This window comes from Acinetobacter halotolerans (assembly GCF_004208515.1).
Classification (GTDB): Bacteria; Pseudomonadota; Gammaproteobacteria; order Pseudomonadales; family Moraxellaceae; genus Acinetobacter; species Acinetobacter halotolerans.
In genome coordinates, this window is sequence record NZ_SGIM01000008.1 from 1 (window position 1) to 21,756 (window position 21,756).

The 21,756-nt window shown below is 39.1% G+C and carries 19 protein-coding genes and 1 other RNA gene; 10 read left to right on the top strand and 10 right to left on the bottom strand.

From position 1 onward, the window contains the following. The first annotated feature begins 676 nt into the window (after positions 1-676). On the top strand, positions 677-838 hold the full coding sequence (locus EXE30_RS15900) for a hypothetical protein (RefSeq protein ID WP_005197745.1): 162 nt from the start codon (positions 677-679) through the stop codon (positions 836-838). Between the two features lie 603 nt (positions 839-1,441). After that, positions 1,442-2,788 (top strand): NADP-specific glutamate dehydrogenase, encoded by a 1,347-nt coding sequence (gene gdhA / locus EXE30_RS10255; RefSeq protein WP_130162297.1) that lies wholly within the window; start codon positions 1,442-1,444, stop codon positions 2,786-2,788. A gap of 62 nt (positions 2,789-2,850) precedes the next feature. On the opposite strand, the gene EXE30_RS10260 is transcribed toward gdhA, so the two are convergent. The 6 genes from EXE30_RS10260 to EXE30_RS10285 all read right to left on the bottom strand — a co-directional run bounded on the left by EXE30_RS10260 (position 2,851) and on the right by EXE30_RS10285 (position 9,622). Continuing rightward, positions 2,851-3,957 (bottom strand): META and DUF4377 domain-containing protein, encoded by a 1,107-nt coding sequence (locus EXE30_RS10260; protein WP_130162298.1) that lies wholly within the window; start codon positions 3,955-3,957, stop codon positions 2,851-2,853. Between the two features lie 179 nt (positions 3,958-4,136). After that, a complete protein-coding gene (locus tag EXE30_RS10265) occupies positions 4,137-4,910 on the bottom strand; it encodes a DODA-type extradiol aromatic ring-opening family dioxygenase (RefSeq protein WP_130162299.1) in 774 nt (257 codons plus the stop codon). 107 nt (positions 4,911-5,017) lie between these two features. After that, positions 5,018-5,497, bottom strand: a complete 480-nt coding sequence (rlmH, locus tag EXE30_RS10270; RefSeq protein WP_130162300.1) for a 23S rRNA (pseudouridine(1915)-N(3))-methyltransferase RlmH — start codon at positions 5,495-5,497, stop codon at positions 5,018-5,020. Between the two features lie 321 nt (positions 5,498-5,818). Further along, on the bottom strand, positions 5,819-8,248 hold the full coding sequence (gene lon / locus EXE30_RS10275) for an endopeptidase La (RefSeq protein WP_130162301.1): 2,430 nt from the start codon (positions 8,246-8,248) through the stop codon (positions 5,819-5,821). 145 nt (positions 8,249-8,393) lie between these two features. Further along, positions 8,394-8,981 carry a 5-formyltetrahydrofolate cyclo-ligase gene (locus EXE30_RS10280; RefSeq protein ID WP_130162302.1) on the bottom strand — a complete coding sequence of 196 codons (588 nt, stop codon included), beginning with the start codon at positions 8,979-8,981 and terminating at the stop codon, positions 8,394-8,396. A gap of 254 nt (positions 8,982-9,235) precedes the next feature. After that, complete coding sequence (locus EXE30_RS10285; protein WP_130162303.1) at positions 9,236-9,622, bottom strand: MerR family transcriptional regulator; 387 nt, start codon at positions 9,620-9,622, stop codon at positions 9,236-9,238. 111 nt (positions 9,623-9,733) lie between these two features. Here EXE30_RS10285 and EXE30_RS10290 point away from each other — a divergent pair, with 111 nt between their 5' ends. The 3 genes from EXE30_RS10290 to EXE30_RS16085 all read left to right on the top strand — a co-directional run bounded on the left by EXE30_RS10290 (position 9,734) and on the right by EXE30_RS16085 (position 14,229). Further along, positions 9,734-12,253 (top strand): heavy metal translocating P-type ATPase, encoded by a 2,520-nt coding sequence (locus EXE30_RS10290; protein ID WP_130162304.1) that lies wholly within the window; start codon positions 9,734-9,736, stop codon positions 12,251-12,253. 160 nt (positions 12,254-12,413) lie between these two features. Next, complete coding sequence (locus EXE30_RS10295) at positions 12,414-13,667, top strand: putative solute-binding protein (RefSeq protein ID WP_130162305.1); 1,254 nt, start codon at positions 12,414-12,416, stop codon at positions 13,665-13,667. Positions 13,668-13,896: 229 nt separating this feature from the next. Further along, a complete protein-coding gene (locus EXE30_RS16085) occupies positions 13,897-14,229 on the top strand; it encodes a four-helix bundle copper-binding protein (protein WP_130162306.1) in 333 nt (110 codons plus the stop codon). Positions 14,230-14,460: 231 nt separating this feature from the next. On the opposite strand, the gene EXE30_RS10305 is transcribed toward EXE30_RS16085, so the two are convergent. The 4 genes from EXE30_RS10305 to EXE30_RS10320 form a co-directional block, all read right to left on the bottom strand. Then, a complete protein-coding gene (locus EXE30_RS10305; protein ID WP_130162307.1) occupies positions 14,461-14,949 on the bottom strand; it encodes a pyridoxamine 5'-phosphate oxidase family protein in 489 nt (162 codons plus the stop codon). 529 nt (positions 14,950-15,478) lie between these two features. After that, positions 15,479-15,664: non-coding RNA, 6S RNA (gene ssrS / locus EXE30_RS10310), on the bottom strand. An 86-nt stretch (positions 15,665-15,750) separates the two neighbouring features. Then, positions 15,751-16,038 carry a cell division protein ZapA gene (locus EXE30_RS10315; protein ID WP_130162308.1) on the bottom strand — a complete coding sequence of 96 codons (288 nt, stop codon included), beginning with the start codon at positions 16,036-16,038 and terminating at the stop codon, positions 15,751-15,753. Between the two features lie 2 nt (positions 16,039-16,040). Next, positions 16,041-16,595, bottom strand: a complete 555-nt coding sequence (locus EXE30_RS10320; RefSeq protein WP_130162309.1) for a hypothetical protein — start codon at positions 16,593-16,595, stop codon at positions 16,041-16,043. Positions 16,596-16,661: 66 nt separating this feature from the next. Between EXE30_RS10320 and EXE30_RS10325 the strand changes: the two genes are divergently transcribed. The 5 genes from EXE30_RS10325 (at position 16,662) to EXE30_RS10345 (ending at position 21,735) form a co-directional block, all read left to right on the top strand. Beyond that, complete coding sequence (locus tag EXE30_RS10325; protein ID WP_130162310.1) at positions 16,662-17,294, top strand: UPF0149 family protein; 633 nt, start codon at positions 16,662-16,664, stop codon at positions 17,292-17,294. Between the two features lie 69 nt (positions 17,295-17,363). Further along, on the top strand, positions 17,364-18,683 hold the full coding sequence (gene pepP / locus EXE30_RS10330; protein WP_130162311.1) for a Xaa-Pro aminopeptidase: 1,320 nt from the start codon (positions 17,364-17,366) through the stop codon (positions 18,681-18,683). A 186-nt stretch (positions 18,684-18,869) separates the two neighbouring features. Beyond that, a complete protein-coding gene (gene ubiH / locus EXE30_RS10335; protein WP_130162312.1) occupies positions 18,870-20,081 on the top strand; it encodes a 2-octaprenyl-6-methoxyphenyl hydroxylase in 1,212 nt (403 codons plus the stop codon). Beyond that, entirely contained in the window at positions 20,078-21,310 is a 1,233-nt protein-coding gene (locus EXE30_RS10340) for an FAD-dependent monooxygenase (RefSeq protein WP_130162313.1), read from the top strand. The genes ubiH and EXE30_RS10340 overlap by 4 nt, the downstream gene beginning before the upstream one ends. Positions 21,311-21,483: 173 nt before the next feature. Next, positions 21,484-21,735, top strand: a complete 252-nt coding sequence (locus EXE30_RS10345) for a hypothetical protein (protein WP_005197695.1) — start codon at positions 21,484-21,486, stop codon at positions 21,733-21,735. The last annotated feature ends 21 nt before the right edge of the window (positions 21,736-21,756 follow it).

The window sequence follows — 21,756 nt, forward strand, 5'->3', positions numbered from 1 at the left end:
CAGTATGTAATATTCACTATTACAACCTTTGCATTTATTTTTATGATTTATGCATATGTGGTTGGTAATTATTTTAAATAGATAAAATATTTTTTATTATTCGGTGATATATTAATATTAATTGTCTCTTTTTTAAATGATAAAATTTTAGTTTTTATGAATATATACTGCCACTTGTTGTGGCACCATTTATGTTCACTTTTCTATTTATATTTAGTATGTTTTTCTTTTCTAGTGACCTCAAACAAGCTTGCCGACTATCCGAAAAAGTTTTTTTGGTACTTGGTTTTGAGGATGTTAAAAATCAAGATTTCTTTGGAACTACAGATCATTTTAAGGAAAATGGGCATACTTTCAAACGTAGTGTAATGTATTACCGTAGAAGTTTAAAAGGTACAGACCCATATCCAGAAAGTTACTTTGATAAGCTATGAAAAATATAGAAGTACATCTAATAAGTATTAAGGTGGTAGGATTAAAATAAGTGAATTGTAACCTTATATACATGTGTTTTTAATAAACTCTTTATTTATTAGATTATTAAGCATTCCAAAAAACTATATTTTATTCTGCTTACAACTGGACACATCTTATTGATATCAATATTTGAATTAAGCGCCTATGGTTGATAAGTGCTAGATAATTATCTACACATCATTATAAAGGAGAGACAATCATGTCTCAGAACCAAGATAACTCTAAACAACAACCTAATCAGCAAAATCAATCACCTGGTCAACAACAACAGTCTGAGCCAAATGCTAAGCCTCCAGCACAACAAGACCAAAAACAGCCAACTCCAAAGCAACCTAGCGAAAATAATGGACAACAGAAATAATCATTATTTTTATGCTTTTAATAATATAATCAGCTAAATCCAAATTTATAGGAAACTAATTTATTTAGTTTCCTATATTATTTATAAGGTTGATTTTATATAACTTTAATCATGGGTCATTGATTAATTTAAATAGATCACTGATCAATTTTAGGATGTTATATTTACTCAGTTTTAGTATAAGCATTCATATTTTTATAATTTTGCTTCTTTTTGTTGATATCGTAAAGTTAAGCATCGATATTATTTATAATTTTAGAATAAAAATGATTGGGAAAGCAGCAAGCAAGATAGAAAGAGCATAGATCATTAGGTGTTCTTGCTCCCAAACAATGCTTATCTTGTTCTCTTTGGTGCAATAAAAGAAAATGCTTGTTAGGACTAAGCGGTAGCAATGGCAAAAATAATTGAAAAGTGTTTATTTTATCTATATTTACTATAAAAATAACGAATATATATAAATTTATCTGTATGATTTTTAAGGTTTAATTGGAATTTGATTGAAAGTCGTATAAAAGTTGAATAGTAATCTATGTTCGTTGTGTGAGATATTCTATTTTGGTGCATTTCTAGCACCAAAATAAATCACTGACTCGGGGGTGAATGTTGAAATACGATAGCTTAAATGACTTTCTGGCTTATGTGAAAGCTAGAGATCCTGATCAACCTGAATTTTTACAAGCTGTTGAAGAAGTAATGTTGAGCTTGTGGCCATTCATTGAAAAAAATCCAAAGTATTCACAGTATGGTTTATTAGAGCGTCTAGTTGAGCCAGAACGAGCAATTCAATTCCGAGTTTCTTGGATGGATGATCAAGGGCAAACACATGTTAACCGTGCTTTCCGTATTCAATATAATTCAGCTATCGGTCCATATAAAGGCGGGATGCGTTTTCATCCATCGGTGAACTTATCAATTCTAAAATTCTTGGGTTTTGAACAAACTTTTAAAAATGCATTAACCACCTTACCCATGGGTGGAGGAAAGGGCGGCTCAGACTTTGATCCAAAAGGAAAGTCTGAAGCTGAAATCATGCGTTTTTGCCAAGCGTTAATGTTAGAGCTATATCGTCATTTAGGTCCGAATACCGATATTCCCGCTGGTGATATCGGTGTTGGTGGCCGAGAAGTTGGCTTTATGGCTGGTATGATGAAAAAGCTAAGTAACGATACTGCTTGTGTGTTTACAGGAAAAGGGGTTTCCTTTGGTGGAAGTCTAATGCGCCCTGAAGCGACAGGATATGGTGCAGTGTATTTTGCTGAGGAAATGCTAAAAACGCGCGGTGAAAATTTTACTGACAAAACAGTTTCAATCTCAGGTTCAGGAAACGTTGCTCAATTTGCAGCAGAAAAAGCCATGTTCTTGGGTGCAAAAGTGGTCACTCTTTCAGACTCGAATGGCACAGTTTACTTAAAAAATGGTTTTACTGATGAGTTGCTTGCCGAAGTGATGGAGCTTAAAAATATTAAGCGTGGGCGTATTTCTGAGTTTGCTTCAAAACATGGCTTTGAGTATTTTGAAGGCAAGACACCTTGGCATATTCCCGCTGATATTGCTTTGCCTTGTGCGACTCAAAATGAGTTAGGCGAACAGGATGCGGAGTTATTGCTTGCAAATGGTGTGATCTGTGTCGCTGAAGGTGCCAATATGCCATGTACATTAGATGCTGTAGAAAAATTCATTACCGCAAAAATTCTTTATGCACCAGGTAAGGCTTCAAACGCAGGTGGTGTTGCGACTTCTGGGCTTGAAATGTCACAGAATGCTTTGCGCCTCGGTTGGATGCATGGGGAAGTAGATGAGCGTTTACATGCGATTATGAAAGATATTCATGCGAATTGTTTAAAATACGGGACCAAAGAAGACGGTACAGTGAATTATGTGGATGGTGCAAATATTGCTGGATTTGTGAAAGTTGCAGATGCAATTTTGGCTCAAGGTATCTATTAATATTTTGCTGAACAAAAAAAATCCGATGCAAAAACATCGGATTTTTTATTTACAGCAACGTATTAAGGTTTTTTAACAATTTCTTGTTCAACAACCATGTCTAATACGTCAGCTAGGCTAGATTGGTCAGCCGCTGGGTTTTTAATTTCAAAACGTTTCACACGAACAATGACACGTTGGTTTGGATTGTGTTCAAAACCTTCGATTTGGCCGTAGTAAAGTGACCAGTCTTTATCTGCGTAAGTTTTTACACCTTTGTCATCATATTTAATTTCACGAACTTGCATACAAGTCTGCGGCGCTACACCTACACATGACTTAGTTTCAGGTGAGATTTCCATGAAAACAGTTTTAGGTTCTGTTTGGTATTTTGCTTCAGGTGTCATTTTACCAACGAAGCTATATTTTTGACCTTTTGCATCAGTAATCACGAGTGTTGGTTGATCAAGGTTGCTTGCATTAACTTCAAATGGAATTTGACGTTTTTGTAAAAGGTCACCAGCGAATTGCTCTTGTTTCATAAGCGCAGGTTCACATGCCATAAGTGTAGAAGCCATATCGCCTGTAACGATTGCATCATTCTCAACTTTCCAAGAGGTATTTTGACGATTACAGCCTGTATCCACAGATAAACGATCATTTGCCAGGAAACTTAATACGATTGGTTTCTTGCTATTGGTTGGTTGATAAGACCATGTGTAGTTGGTTAGTACATTGTTATCAGACACTTTAGCACCAGTAAATACGTGTTTTTGACCTTTGCTATCAGTCACAGTCAAGATTGCTTGCGCATTTGTTGTGCTGATTTGGAACGGTACTTTCTTATCGCTGAAAATCTCAGCAGACAAATGCTCTTGCTTCATTAAGTCATCAGCACACGCCATCATGGTCGATACAAGTGCTGAAGTGACAATAGTATTGCCCTCAACTTTCCACGTACCACCTTGTCCATTACAACCCGTTTGAATCGAAAGTTGTTGATTGTCATTAAAGTTTAAAACCAATGGCTTTGATGCTGTAGATGCTTGATAAGTCCAACGATAATCAGTGAGATTTTTCGCGGCAGTCGCATTGATTTCGGTCGTTACATGATCAGCAACGTTTTGTACTGTTTGGCACGCCATTAAAGAAAAAGGGAGTAAGGCAAGAATTAAATATTTGATTTTCATATTCAAAGAACACATATAATATCGCAGCCATAAGCTTAAAGGATTCTTAAAAAAAGAGCATGCAGCCAGTTTAGGTATTAAGTTCGTTAAATGTATTGATTTGTAATTTAAGATAAAAGTATAGGATTTTTAAAGGCTTGGTGCTCATTTATTGGTCTTTTTAGCACCGAGAATATTATTCAGTCGAAACGGTAGATATCCATGCCCAAGGAACCCATTGAAAAACTGCTGTGCACGATATTAAAACGATGACCTGTACCCATTGCAAAAAAGAGTGGAGCAAAGTGCTCAATTGTCGGATGGTTGCGTTGCACATAAGGGAGCGATGGCCAATCTAATACAGCATCATAGTCCTGATGTGTAAGTTTGTTGACGACTGCATTACGAAAAGTGCTTGCCCATATAGGAACATTGGCATCTGTTTGCCAAGAAAGTTCAGCTAGGTTATGGGTAATACTACCTGAGCCGATGAGCAAAATTTGTTGTTCTCGCAAAGGCGCAAGAATTTGTCCGATGTTATAAATTTCATCGGCATTCATATGCATCGGGAGCGAAATTTCGATCACAGGAATATCTGCTTCAGGATACATATGTAATAGCGGCATCCATACGCCATGATCGCGTGGTCGAGTACTGTTTGCATGAGCAGAAATTTCTGCTTCAGCAAATAAAGTCAGTATTTCTTCTGCCAGTTCCGGTGCTCCAGCAGCAGGATAACGAATTTCGTAGAGCGGCTGAGGAAAACCACGAAAGTCGTGCCATGTTTGTGGTCGGATAGAAGTACTGACTTCGAGTGCTTGGCTTTCCCAATGCGCAGACATCACAATGATTGCCCGTGGTTTAGGCAGATTTGTACGCAAACGATATAAGGCAGGTCCAACTTGTTCTGGGTCAAGTGCAAGCATTGGCGAACCATGAGAGATAAATAACCCTGGTAAAGTTTGCAAATTCATAATGAAGCACCTGACTAGAAATACATGAGTATCGTGACAAATTACGCTAAAAAAGAACAGCGCTTAAAGCTTAACAGTTTGTTCTAGAATCAGAACAATCTCTTAAATTAGGCTCGATGGTATGGATGATTATGATTGATGCTCATGGCCCGATAGAGTTGTTCGATGAGTAACACACGAACAAGTGGATGGGGCATGGTCAGTTTGGACAAGGACCAGTGCCAAGCAGCAGCTTTTCGTACCGCATCAGACAGCCCATCAGGACCACCTATGGCAAGTACGATATCGTTGCCTTCGAGCATCCATTGCTGCATGGTATCAGCAAGTTTCTCGGTACTCAGCTCACGTCCACCCACTTCTAAAGCAATCAGAGTTTCATTGGCTTTAACAGCATTTAGAATGCTGTCACCCTCGATTTGACAGTATTTTAAAATGTCAGCTTCTGAATCATTTTTCCCACGTTTCGCCATCGGTAACTCAATCACTTGAGTTTGTACAAAGGGCTGAATACGTTTGAAATAATCTTCAAATCCAGTCAGCACCCAAGTTGGCATTTTTTGACCAATCGTCACGATACGAATTTTCATAAGACAATACGTGTAAATAATATGAGCGCATTATAAACGTTGAGACTCATTCATGTGGACTCTAATGGATTTATTGTGCTTTAAGTTATGCAGGGTGGCGCTTTATTCCGCAGCATAAAAAACGCAGCTCAAAATGTGTATGAGCTGCGATCAAAGCGTCATCCGTCTGGAGTTCAGATGACACTAAAAAATGAGTTCACAAGTCAAGTTTAGCTTTTGTTTTTATCGACTCTATTTCATTATGCAAGATATTGGTTGTTTTTCAACCAAATTGTGTAACAAAAAAAGAGAGCCGAAGCTCTCTCTTTTTTTAGACATTAATTAGTGACGTGCAGCCTTTGTATCTTCTACTGGTTTAACAATAGGTGTTTTAGCCAAAGGTTTCGGTGTATCCGTTAATGCTAAAGGGAGGATTTCATCAATACTTTTCACAGCTTTGATTTCTAAACCTTCTTTAACATTTTCTGGAATCTCCGCCAAATCACGTACGTTATCTTGTGGAATAAATACCAATTTAACTCCACCACGATGTGCAGCAAGAAGTTTTTCTTTCAAACCACCGATACGCATCGCACGACCACCAAGACTTGTTTCACCTGTCATGGCAATATCTGGACGGATCGTGATACCTGTAAATGCAGATACCAGTGCCGTCGTCAATGCCAAACCTGCAGATGGACCATCTTTCGGCGTTGCACCTTCTGGTAAGTGAACGTGAACATCAGTTTCTTCAAAACGAGAAGCTTCGATCCCAAGTTCATCAGCACGCGTACGAACTACAGTCATCGCAGCAGTGATAGACTCTTTCATGACATCACCGAGCGAACCAGTGGTAATGAATTTACCTTTACCTTTCACTGCAGCAACTTCAATGGTCAACAGTTCTCCGCCCACAGAAGTCCATGCTAAGCCGTTTACACGACCTATTTGAGCTTCATCTTCAGCAATACCAAAGTCAAATTTATGGGGACCTAAGTAATCTGGAAGATTTGCAGAGGTGATATCAAGCTGTAAGTTTTTCGATTTCTTACTCACCGCTTCTTTCACAACTTTACGTGCAATTTTAGATACTTCACGTTCCAAACTACGCACACCCGCTTCACGAGTATAACGTTGTACGATGTCACGAATCGCTTCTTCATGCACAGTCAGTTCTTTTGCCCGCAGACCATTGTTCTTAATGGCTTTTGGAACAAGATAACGTTGAGCAATATTCACTTTTTCATCTTCGGTATAACCCGGTAGACGAATCACTTCCATACGATCTAATAACGCTTCTGGAATATTCATACTGTTTGCAGTACAGATGAACATCACTTCTGAAAGGTCAAGATCAAGGTCTAAGTAATGATCGTTGAACTTGCTGTTCTGAGACGGATCAAGCACTTCTAGTAATGCAGAAGCAGGATCGCCACGGTAGTCTTGTGCCATCTTGTCGATTTCGTCGAGTAAGAACAATGGGTTTTTCACACCAACTTTTGTCAAAGATTGCACAATTTTACCTGGCATCGCACCAATATAAGTACGACGATGACCACGGATTTCCGCTTCATCACGTACGCCACCGAGTGCCATACGGACAAATTCACGACCTGTTGCTTTAGCAACTGATTCACCGAGTGAAGTTTTACCTACACCAGGAGGACCAACTAAACAAAGAATCGGGCCTTTAAGTTTTTTCACGCGAGATTGAACCGCTAGATATTCAACAATACGATCTTTCACGTCGTCTAAGCCGTAGTGATCTGCATCCAGCGTTTCTTGCGCTTTACTCAAGTTAATGCTGACTTTGCTGGCTTTATTCCATGGCGTATCTAAAATCACTTCTAGATAGTTACGGACTACAGCGGCTTCGCTAGAAGCAGGTTGCATGGCTTTGAGTTTACGAAACTCTGCTTCGGCTTTTTTGCGTACATGTTCAGGCAAATCTTCTTCAGCAAGACGCTTTTCAATCTCAGCTACATCATCTTCAGCACCGCCATTCATATCGGAAAGCTCACGCTGAATAACTTTCATTTTTTCATTGAGAAAGTATTCGCGTTGATTTTTTTCCATCTGACGTTTTACGCTGTCGTGCAGTGTCTGCTCAATTTGCTGTTCAGCAGATTGATTGGTCAAATAACTCATCAACTCTTGTAAATGTTCTTCAAACTCATCGTGCTCTAAGAACTTTTGCTTTACTTCAATGTTCAAAGGTACACGTGTTGCAACGAAGAACATCAATTGTAATAAGTCTTCGATTTTGTTGGCAGCTGCAACGAGTTCGCGTGCATTACGTAATTTTGCTTCAGCATATTGAGCAAAAAGAGTACGTAATTCATTCAAGCGAGTCTCTTGGGTCTCTTGATCCAATGCAACAGTCATCGGGCTTAAATGATGTTCAGCGGTTAAGTATTCTTCACCGTCAATAATCTGTTCTAGTTTTGAACGGTGTAGGCCTTCAATTAGTACTTTAATGCAGTTTTCATCATTTTCATGATTCACGACTTGTACGATTTTAGCTACAGTTCCATATTGATACAGGTTATCGTGATCAATTTCTTCTGTAAGCGAATCTTTTTGCGCAACTACAAATACTAAATTATCACCGTTACGAGCTACGTCCACTGCATTGATCGATTTTTCACGACCCACGAATAGCGCAATTTGCATGTGCGGATACACCACAACATCACGTAATGCTAAAAGTGGTAATACACTCGGAACTTGCGGCTCTAAGATAGTTTCATCATTCATAATAAATTCGGACATGAGCACTCCTAATGAGTGACAACGGTGTTGCCATGCTTTTTATAGTGATGTGCATTTTAAAAATTACAAGGGTTTTATCTCAGAAAATATTAAAAAATAACTAAATTAGTCGGAATTCGGGCGAAATATACTAAATTTCATAGATTCAACGGCTAAAACGATATTGTCGTGTGGGTGTGAGCAGGCTATCGAGTGGTTGATCCCATTTTTGACGAAATAAAGGCTCCTCCACATATTGAAATGAATGGGCGAGTCCTAAGCGGTAGGGGCGGTATTTAGCTGTTGCTAGTGTTCGATCATAAAATCCTCCGCCCATCCCAATTCGAGTCCCATTATGATCGCAGGCCAGTAAGGGCATAATCAGTAAATCTAATGTTGATATGTGCTTGCCTCGGCTTGCCATAGGTTCTTTCATCCCCAATGGGTGATGTGAAAAACGTTTATTGAAATATTGATTTGCACTAATTTTCACCCAAACAAGGGTCTGATTCATATTGCAGATCATTGGTAGGTAAACTTGTTTTTTTTGTTGGAAACAGAGTTCTAACAGTTTTTGGGTATGTACTTCCCCAAATGCATGTAAATATAAACCAATCTTTGTTGCTGATTTAAATTTGCTCAATCGTCGAAGCTGATGTAAAACTTGAAGTTCAGCTTTTTTCTGTTCATAACGAGAAACTTGTTTTCTTTTTAAACGGAGCTGTTTTCTTAATGCGTTTAATGCGTTGCTCATAAAGCTTTAGAAAATGGTTTTGATAAAAGAATCATACTTGATTTGTTTGTTATTAGCTTGATCGACTTCTTTGTTTTCTTAGAAGAATTATGAATGTAAAATGACTATTCGTTTCGACTAGTTTGATTTACGTCATTTATCTATTGGCTATCTTTTGCTAAATTTGAATTAATCCCACAGAGGACTATATCTGTGGGATTAATTTTATGGGCGCTACGTTATTAAATTTATTTAAAAAATCATTGAGGTTCAGATTAGGCTTGCTGCTTTAACTCAATTAAAATAGGACAGCAATCATTTTCAGTGCTTTTACAGTCATCTAACCAAGTTGCAAGACGTTGTTTGAGTCCTTGTAACTCCTGAATTCTCTCATCAATCTTGCTTAAACGTTGCTCGATGACCTGACGGACTTGGATACGATCGTCTAAATTTAAGGTCAATAATTCTTTAATTTCATTGAGTTGTAAGCCTGCATCTTTGGCTTTTTGGATGAAACTCAATGTCTCCAAATCTTGTTGATGATAATAACGATAGCTTTGCTTGGTTTCGGGCACGCGCATTAAACCAATCCGTTGATAATAACGAATCGTTTCGACATTGATATCACATGCCTTTGCTAATTTACCGATAGTAAGGTCCACGCTATGCTCCTAAAATCATGCATTTAAAAATCATTCTCAAAAGTGCTTGACTCTGTACCTAGGTACAGACTTTATCCTACACTTATCGAGTAATAAAAGATAGGTCGAACCATGACTCAACATGAGACTTCATCATGCTGTTCAAAAGACAAGCAAGTTAAAAAAAATGCTAGTGACGATGCTAAAACAGCGCAAGTAAATGAATCCGTCACGGCTTCATCTTGTTGTGCACCTAAACCTAATGAACCAAAGAAAAGTTCATGTTGTGATTCTAAAACTGAATCACAACCTATTAAAGAACAAGTAAAAAAATCATCCTGTTGCGGTGGAGGACAAAGCCATCACCACCATGTAGCCGCCGATGGCCAAACCGAGATCGATCCAGTCTGTGGCATGTCAGTCAAGACCACGACTGATTTAAAAACGGAATATGAAGGGAAAACTTACTATTTCTGTAACCCATCTTGCTTAGAGAAATTTAAACATGATCCAGCGTTTTATTTAGTCCCTGTGGACCAACGCCCAGTACCCGAAGGGGCAATGGATATGGATTATACCTGTCCAATGGACCCAGAGATTGTGCAAAAAGGGCCGGGTACTTGTCCGATTTGCGGTATGGCGCTTGAGCCGATGCAACCGACTTTAGATGAAGGTCCAAATCCTGAACTGGTTGATTTTAGTCGACGTTTTTGGACAACTTTGCCTTTAAGTTTATTGGTGATGATCTTAGCGATGGGCTCACATATTCACGCTTTTATCTCACCACATATTCAGCCATGGATTGAGTTGGTGCTCAGTTTACCTGTGGTGTTATGGGCAGGTTATCCAATTTTACAGCGTTGCTTAATCTCCTATAAAACGGGTCATCTCAATATGTGGAGTTTGATCGGTGTCGGTGTGTTCGCGGCATTTATTTATAGTGTGGTTGCAACAGTCTTTCCATCAGTCATTCCTGTTGAAGCCAAAACAGGGCATGGTGTCGCTGTATATTTTGAAGCAGCCTGTATGATTGTGTCTTTGAGTTTGCTGGGACAGGTTCTTGAGCTAAAAGCACGTTCCCAAACGGCCAATTCATTAAAAGCACTGTTACGTTTACAACCTGCCAAAGCCAAATTGGTGCAGCACGATCAAGTTGTGGATGTTGATATTGCCATGGTCAAACAAGGCGATATTTTGCAAATTTCATCGGGTGAGCAAATCCCTTTAGATGGCGTCGTGGTTGATGGAAAAACCTATGTCGATGAGTCGATGATGACAGGTGAACCTGTGCCTGTGAAAAAGCAAAAAGATGATCAAGTGATTGGTGGAACGATTAATCAGCAAGGTTCTATTCGTATTCAAACAACTGCTGTTGGAACCAATACCACTTTAGCCAAAATGATTCAGACTGTAGCAGATGCACAGCGCTCTAAAGCACCGTTGCAACGTATCGCGGATGTCGTGGCGAAATACTTTGTGATTGCGGTACTTACGATCAGCGTGTTGACCTTCATCGCATGGATGGTTTTTGGTCAAGCACAGTTTGATTTGGCTTTGATGTGTGCGGTAGCCGTTTTAATTATTGCCTGTCCATGTGCTTTAGGCTTGGCAACACCAATGTCAGTGATGGCAACCACAGGTCGTGCAGCCCAAAAAGGGGTGCTATTTAAAGATGCTGAAGCGATTGAAGCATTAAGCAAAGTAAACACCTTGATTATTGATAAAACAGGCACACTGACTGAAGGTAAACCTAGCTTAAAAGAAATTCAGCCATTATCGACGACTTATACTCAGGCACAAATTGAGCTATGGATTGCCTCGATTGAGCAATATTCAAGCCATCCGATTGCTCAGACTTTGACTAAATTGGTAGATGCAAATCAATTACTTAATGTGACTGACTTTGAAGATGTGACAGGTTTCGGCGTCAAAGGCAATATTGATGGCAAAATGCTATACATTGGTAGCCAAAAATTGGTTGAGCAGCTCGATTTAACATTCAGTGACGATTTAACCAAAACGCTAGACCAAAAACGGTCACAGGGTGATGTCATTAGCTTCCTGATGTCAGAACAAGAACTAATTGCTTATGTTTCGATTCATGATGCGATTAAACAAAATGCCAAAGCTGTGATTGATCAACTCCATGCAGATGGTGTTGAAGTGATTATGGCGACAGGTGATCATGAGAAAAATGCAAAAATGGTCGCTGATGCTTTAGGAATCAAGCAGGTTCATGGCAATCTTGATCCGAAGCAAAAACTTGAGATCGTCAAACTGGCGCAAGCGCAAGGCAACATCGTCGCAATGGCAGGGGATGGAATTAATGATGCCCCCGCACTTGCACAGGCTAATGTCGGGATTGCAATGGGTACAGGCACGGATATCGCTAAACAAACGGCACAAGTCACCTTAGTCAAAGGCGATATGCAAGGGATTGGTCAAGCGCTGCATATGGCGAAACTTGGTGTGAGAAACATGAAGCAGAATCTTGCATTTTCCTTTGTTTATAATGGATTGGGTGTGCCCGTTGCAGCAGGGATCTTCTTTCCATTAACTGGGCTATTACTCACGCCGATGTTTGCAGCAGTAGCGATGTCGCTGAGTTCATTGTCTGTTGTGGTGAATGCCTTGCGCCTAAACCGCTCTTAAGCTTTCCTTTTCATTGCTGTAAGTTCGCTGTCTAGTTTTAGAGCTGGACAGCTTTTTTATGGGCTAATATGACTATTCTGCCCAAAGCTAGAGTCATTGGGTCAATTTTATTTGCTTCTGATTTGCTTAGTGTGAAATGATAATTCACAGGAGTGAAAAGATGTTTGTGCAACAACAAAAAAAACTGCAATACAACAACTGGATCCGATCATTCTCGCTTGCATCTACATTGGCAGCTTCATTGTTGATCTCATCTAGCCTACACGCTGCGCCAGCCGAGAAGCTTGATCTTACTTTATCTCAGCATTCGCAAAATAAAATCAAAACCTTGCTCAACGACCCAAAAATTTGGAAGCAGATTCCAAAACAAGTAACTTTATGTGTGTATTCACCGAATGGGGAACATGGTGAAGCATTTCAACAAGCCACCAGTTATATCAGTGAATTGCCACGTATTGTCAGAATCGCTAAACAATATGGGGTCAATATGAATATTACTCGACCTTCCAATTTACAGCTCAAGATTGATCTGGACTATCCAAAATTAAAACAAAATGCATCGACCATGGTGACACTCAAAGTTTATACCAATGAAGCTGTGTTAACGGAGGACTTTCGCAGCAAACGTTGTGATGGTGCAGGGATTAGTAATTTAAGAGCAAGACAATTTAATCCGTTTGTGGGTAGTATTGATGCGATTGGTGCATTACAAAATTACAAGCAACTTACCTCAGTGATTCAATTATTAGCACACCCTAAATTTGATGACAAAATGATTAACCATGATTATGAAGTCGTGGGCGTTGTACCGCTTGGTGCTGCTTATATCATGGTAAGTGATCGAAATATTAATACACTCGCAAAAGCCGCTGGGCGAAAAATCGCAGTATTCTCATTTGATCCAACGCAAAAGAAATTGGCTCAAAATGTAGGAGCACAAGCCATTTCAGTGGATTTAGCAACCGTAGGACCTAAATTCAACAATAGAGAAGTCGAAATCATGGCTGGCCCTGCGATTTTGTTTGATCCTCTAGAATTACATAAGGGCATGACGGATAAATCAGGAAAAATTGCAGGTGGAATTATTCGTTTTCCTGTTGTACAAGTGACGGGAACTTTGATTATGCATCGGAATAAATTCCCAGCAGGAATGGGACCGATTGCACGAGAAATCATCTCTAAACAATTGCAGCCCGCTTTTGATTTTGTGGACAAAATTGAAAAAGATATTCCTGAAAAATACTGGATGGATATTTATGAGAGTGAAAAACCCGGCTATATGCGACTGATGCGAGAAGCACGTATTCAAATGACCAAAGAAGGTTACTACGATAAAGACATGATGAAGTTGCTGAAACAAGTGCGTTGTTCACAACAACCGACCCATTTTGAATGTGCATTGAATGATGAGTAATTTTTTATCAATCGACTAATTGTTATTTAAGTCTAAGTTTAATTTAAAGATCTCAGCGCGATATCTGAGATCTTTAATTATAAAGAGCATATTAATTCAAATTTTTAATCATTATTTTGATTTAACTCAATGTCTACATTTCTTACTTTTAATAACTTAATGTTTCTAGTTCATATGCATTTATCTGAATAAATTGATAGGTAATCAGTTTTTTGTGGTGGTTTTGCCAATGAATCTAATTGATTTTTCAGCATGTAGTAAAGCTTGTATGGACTGTTCACTGACATGTACGACATGCGCTGCCTCTTGTATTGAAGAAGGTGGAATGGAAGAAATGATGAAAGAATGTATCAAGAGATGTTTGGAGTGTGCTGATATTTGTAATTTATGTGCGAGAACAAATCAAAGAGGATCAGCTTTTTTTAGTGATATATGTAGTTTCTGTGCCGATATTTGCGATTATTGTGCGGCAGAATGTTCTAAGCATACATCAAATCATTGCCAGCAATGCGCTAAAGTCTGTCAACAATGTGCATTAGAATGTCGAAAAATGGCAGTCTAATTGCTTATTTAGATCGGTTGAATATATTTCATAAGAATTGATATGTTGAATTAAAATAATGATCAAAACTCTAATTTAATATTAAATTAAAAAGAATATGGACGTAATTGAACTATATCTAGAAAAGTGGAAAATATTAGTTTAAGTAGAGTGGTACTTTTTAGATTATTAAAAACCCATTAAAAAGAAAAGCTTAAGTTTATCTATTTAATGGGTTTTTAGTATATTACTTTATAAAGTTATATTTTTAGTGGTTCCAAGTTCCTCTGAGTCACCTGTGACGGAGGCCTTAGCAAGTTTATATAAGGTGGTAAGTGTACCAGCACCTTTCCAGTATTGAGCACCATTACAAGCCACTCTAATTAATTGAATGTCCGGATCTGATTTACCATGTTCAAAGAATGCTTCATATGTGGGTGACCAAATTTCATCAAGTATCACTGGATCTACAACATTTTCAGCTATGCCGTTGATTGAAACATAATCATTGTTGCTAGGATTGCTATATCCTAAATTAACTTGAGGGTTGTAGGGGATATTTTTTACTAATTCTGATTTTTTTGATCCTAAAAACCAAACAATTCCATTAAATTCACTATTTTGTGTCGTCATCGGAATAGAATGTAAATGGCCTTCTTCGGTTATAAAGGTAATCATTGCAAATTTAATATCTTTAAGTAGCTGATTTAACTCTTGATAATCTTTATTGGTACTGTTCATTTTTGAATACTCCTTAAGCTTAAAATACTAATATCCATTAAAAGAATAAATCGAAAGGTTTTCTTTTGTGGTTTATTTGTTTTGTAGTTATAGGAGTAATTAAAAAATGTAATTTAATGAGTAAGTAGGCTGATTATTCGTGTAGTTAATTTGAATAAAATGCTTTTATGTTTTATTGGGGGTATCTTATTTTTTGTAAACTAAAATATAAGGTTTAAATTGATAAGTGGAGTGTTAATAATAATTATCTGTGGTGTTAAATATGCTTTTAATAGCTATTTTAGGTATATCTAAACGAAAGGTAAGTATATTCTTTTTAAAAAATTATGGATTAACAGTTGATGGAAGGCATCTTTTAGGTGATAGCTATAAAAAAACTTTGAATGAGCAGTAATTAGATGATGTTAATCACCAATAGCAAACAATTCTAGGGAGTTAGGTTTAAGCTACAACGAAGAAAAAGTAGCTTTTAGTAAAAGATTTTAAGTCTGTAATATTTATTATAAGTTATTGTTATTTAATAAAAATAAAGTACTCCAGAGATGCCGCTGCATGTCGTTACCCTTGAACCCTAAAGTTCAAGGTGGAGGGCGCCGCATACTTGCTGGGTTTTCTGCACGGGGCAGACATACACTCTAAATATACAGAACACCATCCTAAAGTGATGATATCGGCTCAGGGGAATCGGACCCGCTGGCGAACATCCTAGAGACAGTTTTAGTATAACTGATCTTGACCTGATGACAATGTCTGCATGTAAAGATACTTACTAATTGATGAGGCTTTGTGCAATTGTCAGATTTATTGAACAGTTTGCTCGACATCTTCCAAAATTGTTTGAAGGAGATGTTCACAGTGCGCGTATTGCTGCAAAGATTTATTTAAACTAAATACTTCCTGAGCCATTTGTAGCGCAACCATAATGACTAACTTATTGTGTTCTACACGAGGGGCACTTCGACGCATGTCATGAAACTTTTGATTGAGTAATTCAGCAGCGCGTTCTAACTCTTCACGTTTGTCTTCAGTGGTATTTAAGCGAAAAGTCTGTTCAATTAAACGTAGTTCAACAACGATAGGTTCACTCATGATTAAGACTCCTCGTGAGTTTCAGCAATCGGGTGGGCAAGCTGCTGAATCTCTTGTGCATGTTGATCTTGTGCTGTGCCTAAAATTGCGAGACGTTGAATAATTGCTTCAACTTTAGCCTTCGCTAATTCATTTTTTTGTAATAAGCGGTCACGATCTTGTTGTAGATCTTGGATTTCTTGCTGATTATTACGTTGTTGCGCTTGTAACTTTTCTTTCATTACGCGCAAATCATTACGCTCAGCCAAGATTTCTTGGAAGCGGTTTTTTAAATCAGTGGTACTTTTCTCTAAACGGCTATAGCGTTCAGCTAAAGTTGTTGCATCATTATTCAGTTGTTTAAATTGACCTTGTAACTGAGTCAGTTGTTCAGTTAAGTTATCAACTTCATCCTGTTTTTGCGTGATGATGCTATTCTTCTGCACAATTTGTGCATGATGGTCAGTTGCAGCTAATTGTTTAGCTTCAGTAAGCGATGTATTTTCTCGCTCTATATGGCGTAGGCGTGTTTTTAATACGCCAATATGCGCTTGTAGACGCTGTAATTGTTCTAACATAACGAAGGTCGCACAGAGTTGCAATCAAAGGTAATATATACAGCAGTATAGAGGTTGGATAAACGAATGCAAGACGATATTTCAGGTTGGAACGAATGGAATGCTCATTTTCAAGGGATTGAAGAGATTTCAAGCCCAAGTGAGTTACATGGGTTGCTAACAGGTATAGTTTGTGTGACACAAGCGCCGACAACTGATGAATGGTCACAAATCTTAAACACCTTAAATGTACCTGCTTTAACAGCTGAAGCATTAGAAAGTTTGACTGATGAGGCAGATGACGTATCGCATGCATTATCTGATGATGAATTGGATTATTTACCAATGCTGCCAGATGATACCCATGTGCTTGAAGAGCGTGTCACTGCATTAGCAGATTGGTGTGCAGGGGTCGTATTAGGTTTTGGTTTAGCTTGCGGTCGTATTCGTGGAGATGAACAAGAGCTGATTGAACATTTACAAGAAGTTGCAGCCGTTGAGTTTGAAGATTCAGATAATGATGAAGAAGGTGAAGAAAGTTATCTGGAACTGTATGAATTCGTGCGTCTAATTCCTGTCAGTTTATCTATCGGTCGTGCAAAAACGCCTGTAGCTGAAAGTTCTTTGTTACAAAACTTTCATGCGAAAAGCAGAAACCAAGATACCGCAGTTGATCCGCAAACAGTCGTTGAAATGTTTACCCCACATCGTCCGAGTTAACTCGGGCGCTGCCTTGAAACTTTATCATTAAAGATACTTACAATCCTTCATCTTCATCAGTAGGGCAATATGAAACTCAATCAAGCAGATTTTAAACAACGCCGCGATCTTCTCGCTGAGAAAATGGGCATTAATAGCATTGCCGTGATTGCGACCCGAGCAGAAATGTATCGTAATCGTGATGCTGATTATAAATATCGTGCAGACAGTAGTTTTTATTATCTCACTGGATTTGCAGAGCCAGAAGCAGTTGCCATTATTGAAACCTTTGAAGAAGGTGAAGAATATAGCTATAGCCTGTTCTGTCGTGAACGTAACCGTGAAATGGAAATCTGGAATGGCTATCGTGCAGGAGTCGACGGTGCAATTGAAATCTATGATGCAGATGAAGCTTATGCAATTGATTTATTAGATGAAGAAATTATCGAGAAGTTGTTAAATAAACAGCGTCTTTACTATCGTATGGGGCAAAATGCTGAATTTGATGCGAAAGTAAGCCAATGGATTCAGAAAGTGGACGCACAACAGCGTCGTGGTGGTACTGCACCTGCGGAAATGATCCAACTTGATCGTATTATCGATGAAATGCGTTTGAAAAAATCAGCGCAGGAAATTGAGCTGATGCAGATCGCATCGAATATCAGCGCAGAAGCGCATACCCGTGCCATGCAAACGGTTAAACCTGAGATGATGGAATACGCACTCGAAGCGGAATTGAATTATATCTTTGGTAAAAATGGCTGTGTGCCTGCCTACAATAGCATTGTGGGTGGTGGTGAAAATGCCTGTATTTTGCATTACGTTGAAAATAATAAGCCGTTAAAAGATGGTGATCTGGTTTTAATTGATGCGGCTTGTGAGTATGAATGCTATGCCTCAGACATTACTCGTACATTCCCTGTAAATGGTAAATTTAGTCCAGAGCAAAAAGCACTTTACAATATTGTTTTAGATGCCCAGCTTGCTGCAATCGATGCCACTCGTATTGGTAATAATTATAAATATCCGCATGAAGTCGCTGTAAAGATTTTAACTCAAGGTTTGGTTGATCTTGGTCTACTCAATGGTGATGTAGATGAGTTGGTTGAAAGCGAAGCTTTCCGTCAATTTTTCATGCATGGGACAGGTCATTGGCTCGGTATGGATGTGCATGATGTCGGTGCCTACAAAACAGGCGAAGACTGGCGTGCTTATGAAGCAGGTATGGTGGTCACAGTTGAGCCGGGCTTATATGTTGCACCCGATGATGAAACGGTTGATGCCAAGTGGCGCGGTATCGGTATTCGTATTGAAGATGATGTTGTCGTGACTGAAAATGGCCCATTGGTTTTAACCAAAAATGTAGTTAAAACCGTTGAGGAAATTGAAAGTTTGATGGCGGGTCATTAGTTCGATATTTATCAAAGAGGCTTATCAATTGATAAGCCTCTTTGTTTTCGTAGATATACAAAACAGCTTTTGAAGATCATTTATAAAAACACAGACCAAACAAAGTACAAATTCCCTTCCTGAGTTGAGTTAGAGTAAGATAGTCCCGAAACGTCAAATCATGAAAAACTGATAAGGAATAATATTATGCAGCAACAAGTCATCATTGTCGGTGGGGGTATGGTTGGACTCAGCCTTGCTTTAATGTTGGCAAAATCTAATATCGAGGTAAAGCTATTAGAAGCTGTGAAATATCCAAATTATGACGATGAAAACCTTGCGCCTTATCATTCTAGTTTTGATGCGCGGAATACCGCATTGTCACGCCGTAGCGTGCAGATTTACCAAAAACTAGGTTTGTGGGATGCCTTGCAACAACATGCAACGCCAATTCTTCAAGTCCATATAACTGAACAGGGCAGCTTTGGTAAGGCGCGCTTAGTTGCAGAACAAGAAAAAGTAGAAAGCTTTGGACAAGTGATTGAGAATGCTTGGCTTGGTCGAGTATTGTTGACCCAAGTCCGTCAACACCCATTGATTGAATTGATTGATGGTGTGCAAGTCACTTCATTGGTCCAAGATGCAGATCATGTACACATTGAAGCCATGCGAAATGGCGAATATATCCATTCATTGAAATCAAAATTAGTGATTGCTGCTGATGGACGTGATTCGTTCTGTCGTCAGGCGATTGGTGTGGGTGTGGATGAACATGATTATGATCAAGTTGCGATTGTCACCACCGTACAAACATCGAAGCCACATCAACAAGTTGGTTTTGAACGTTTTAGTGCGTTAGGACCTTTGGCACTCTTACCTTTACCGGGTGAGTACCGCCGTTCTGTGGTATTTCCTGTAAAAAAAGGTACAGAACAGCCATTTTTAGGTGAGGAAAATGATCAATATTTCCTTGATACCTTGCAACAAACCTATGGTGATCGTGCAGGAAAGTTTGAAAAAACTGGTAAACGTTTCTGCTACCCATTGTCACAAGTTTTAGCGCATAAACAAGCTGTTGGGCGAGTGGTGTTGATGGGCAATGCAGCACATACCATTCACCCCGTCGCAGGACAAGGTTTTAACTTATGTTTGCGTGATGCTGATGTCTTAGTTCGATTCTTAATGGAACAATTGGCGAAGTCTGATGATATTGGTCAGCCAGATAATTTACTCGCTTATGAACAAGCGCGTTTAAAAGATCAGCAACGTGTGATTAAGTTCTGTGATTCCGTGGTACGTGGTTTTAGCAATCAAAACCCAATCCTCAAATTAATACGTAATACAGGATTGGTTGCCTTTGACGTGATTCCGGGCATTAAGCCGTTGGTTGCCAATTATGCAATGGGGCTGAAAGCATGAGTGAAATGTTAGATGTGGTCATTGTCGGAGGTGGCTTGGTTGGTGGCTTAACAGCTTTGCTATTGGCGCAAGGAGGCGTGCAAGCCACAGTATTGGACGCTGCCCCTGTACTGGATCAAGAAAAAACACTTGCGGTGATGAATCCTCGGGTACTGGCACTCAGTCAAGCCACCATTCATTTACTAAAAACGGTCAATGTGTGGGATGATTTAGCACGTCAAATGCCATATTCAGGCATGCAAGTCTGGAATAAAAATGGCTATGGTGAAATCAATTTTGGACATGCATCTGAGCAACCACCACAACCTGATCAAGCTTTAGGTTCGATGGTGGAGCCAAGTGTCCTGAATGTTGCGATTCAACAAAAGATGCTACAGCAACTCAAAGACTACCGTACCCAAGTTAAAGTGATTCGGATCGAGCAAATTCCGCAAGGTTGGTCCATTGAATTGGTTGATGGGACTACGCTTAAAACCAAATTATTAATTGGCGCAGATGGTGCGAACTCATTTGTGCGTGAACAGGCTTATATCGATTTAGATGTACTGGACTATCAACAAGCTGCGATCAGTTGTGCAATTAAAACCACACAACCTAATCACTATGTGGCACGTCAAATTTTCTTGCCGACTGGGCCTCTGGCTTATTTACCAATGGCAAGTTTTGATGCCCAAGAAAATGGCTATTGGCAGTCGATTGTGTGGACTTTGCCTGATGATTATGCCGATGAATATTCAGCATTCTCTGACCAAGAGTTTATGCAATTGCTGACTCGAGAAAGCTTACAAATGCTTGGTGAAGTGGTTGAAGTGCGTTCACGCGCACAGTTTCCACTCAAAGCTCGTGCTGCACAGCGCTACATTAAATCAGGCTTGGCATTGATTGGGGATGCAGCACATGTGATTCATCCTTTAGCTGGGCAAGGTGTCAATATTGGTTGCTTAGATGCAGCGGTGCTTTGTGATGTTTTGCTGCACGATCTAAAACGTGGTGTGTGGGCAAATGAGCAGACTTTGTTGCGTTACGAGCACCAACGTAAAGGGCAGAATGACGCCATGATGCATAGTATGTCTGCGATTGGTTGGTTGGAAAGTTCTGAGTTATTTCCATTCGTATGGGCGAGAAACTTTGGTTTAAAACAGGTCGAGCAATTCGATTGGTTTAAAGATCGTTTTATGCAGCAAGCGAATGGTTTAAAGACCTTACAAGCAACGCGATATGCTTGCTAAAAAATAGTAGATATTTTTTAAACAATCATTTATAAATCAGAGTGAATTTGGTCGAAAAAAACACGATTTAACAAATATTGTGCTTTGCGAAATGATGAGAGCTTGTTAAATTTCACCAAGTTCTGATGACCAAATAACGATGATGAAAGATCAGTCATTGTGGGGAGAGTAATATGACGGAAATGAATGATTACGACGAAAACACAGAAGATTCTGCTGTTGACGATGATGAGGCAAAAGCTGCCGAAGATGGTGCAGATAATGAAGAATCTTCTGCTGCCAATGATATTGATCTTGCAGAAGCAGAAAGCTTAACCGTGACTGCCAAGCAAAAACAACGTCAAGCATTAGAAGATGAAGTTGCTGCATTTTTGGCACGTGGCGGGCGAATTGTTGAAGTCCCACCAGGCGAACACGAAGATTAAGTCATCTTTGACTCAAAAGCA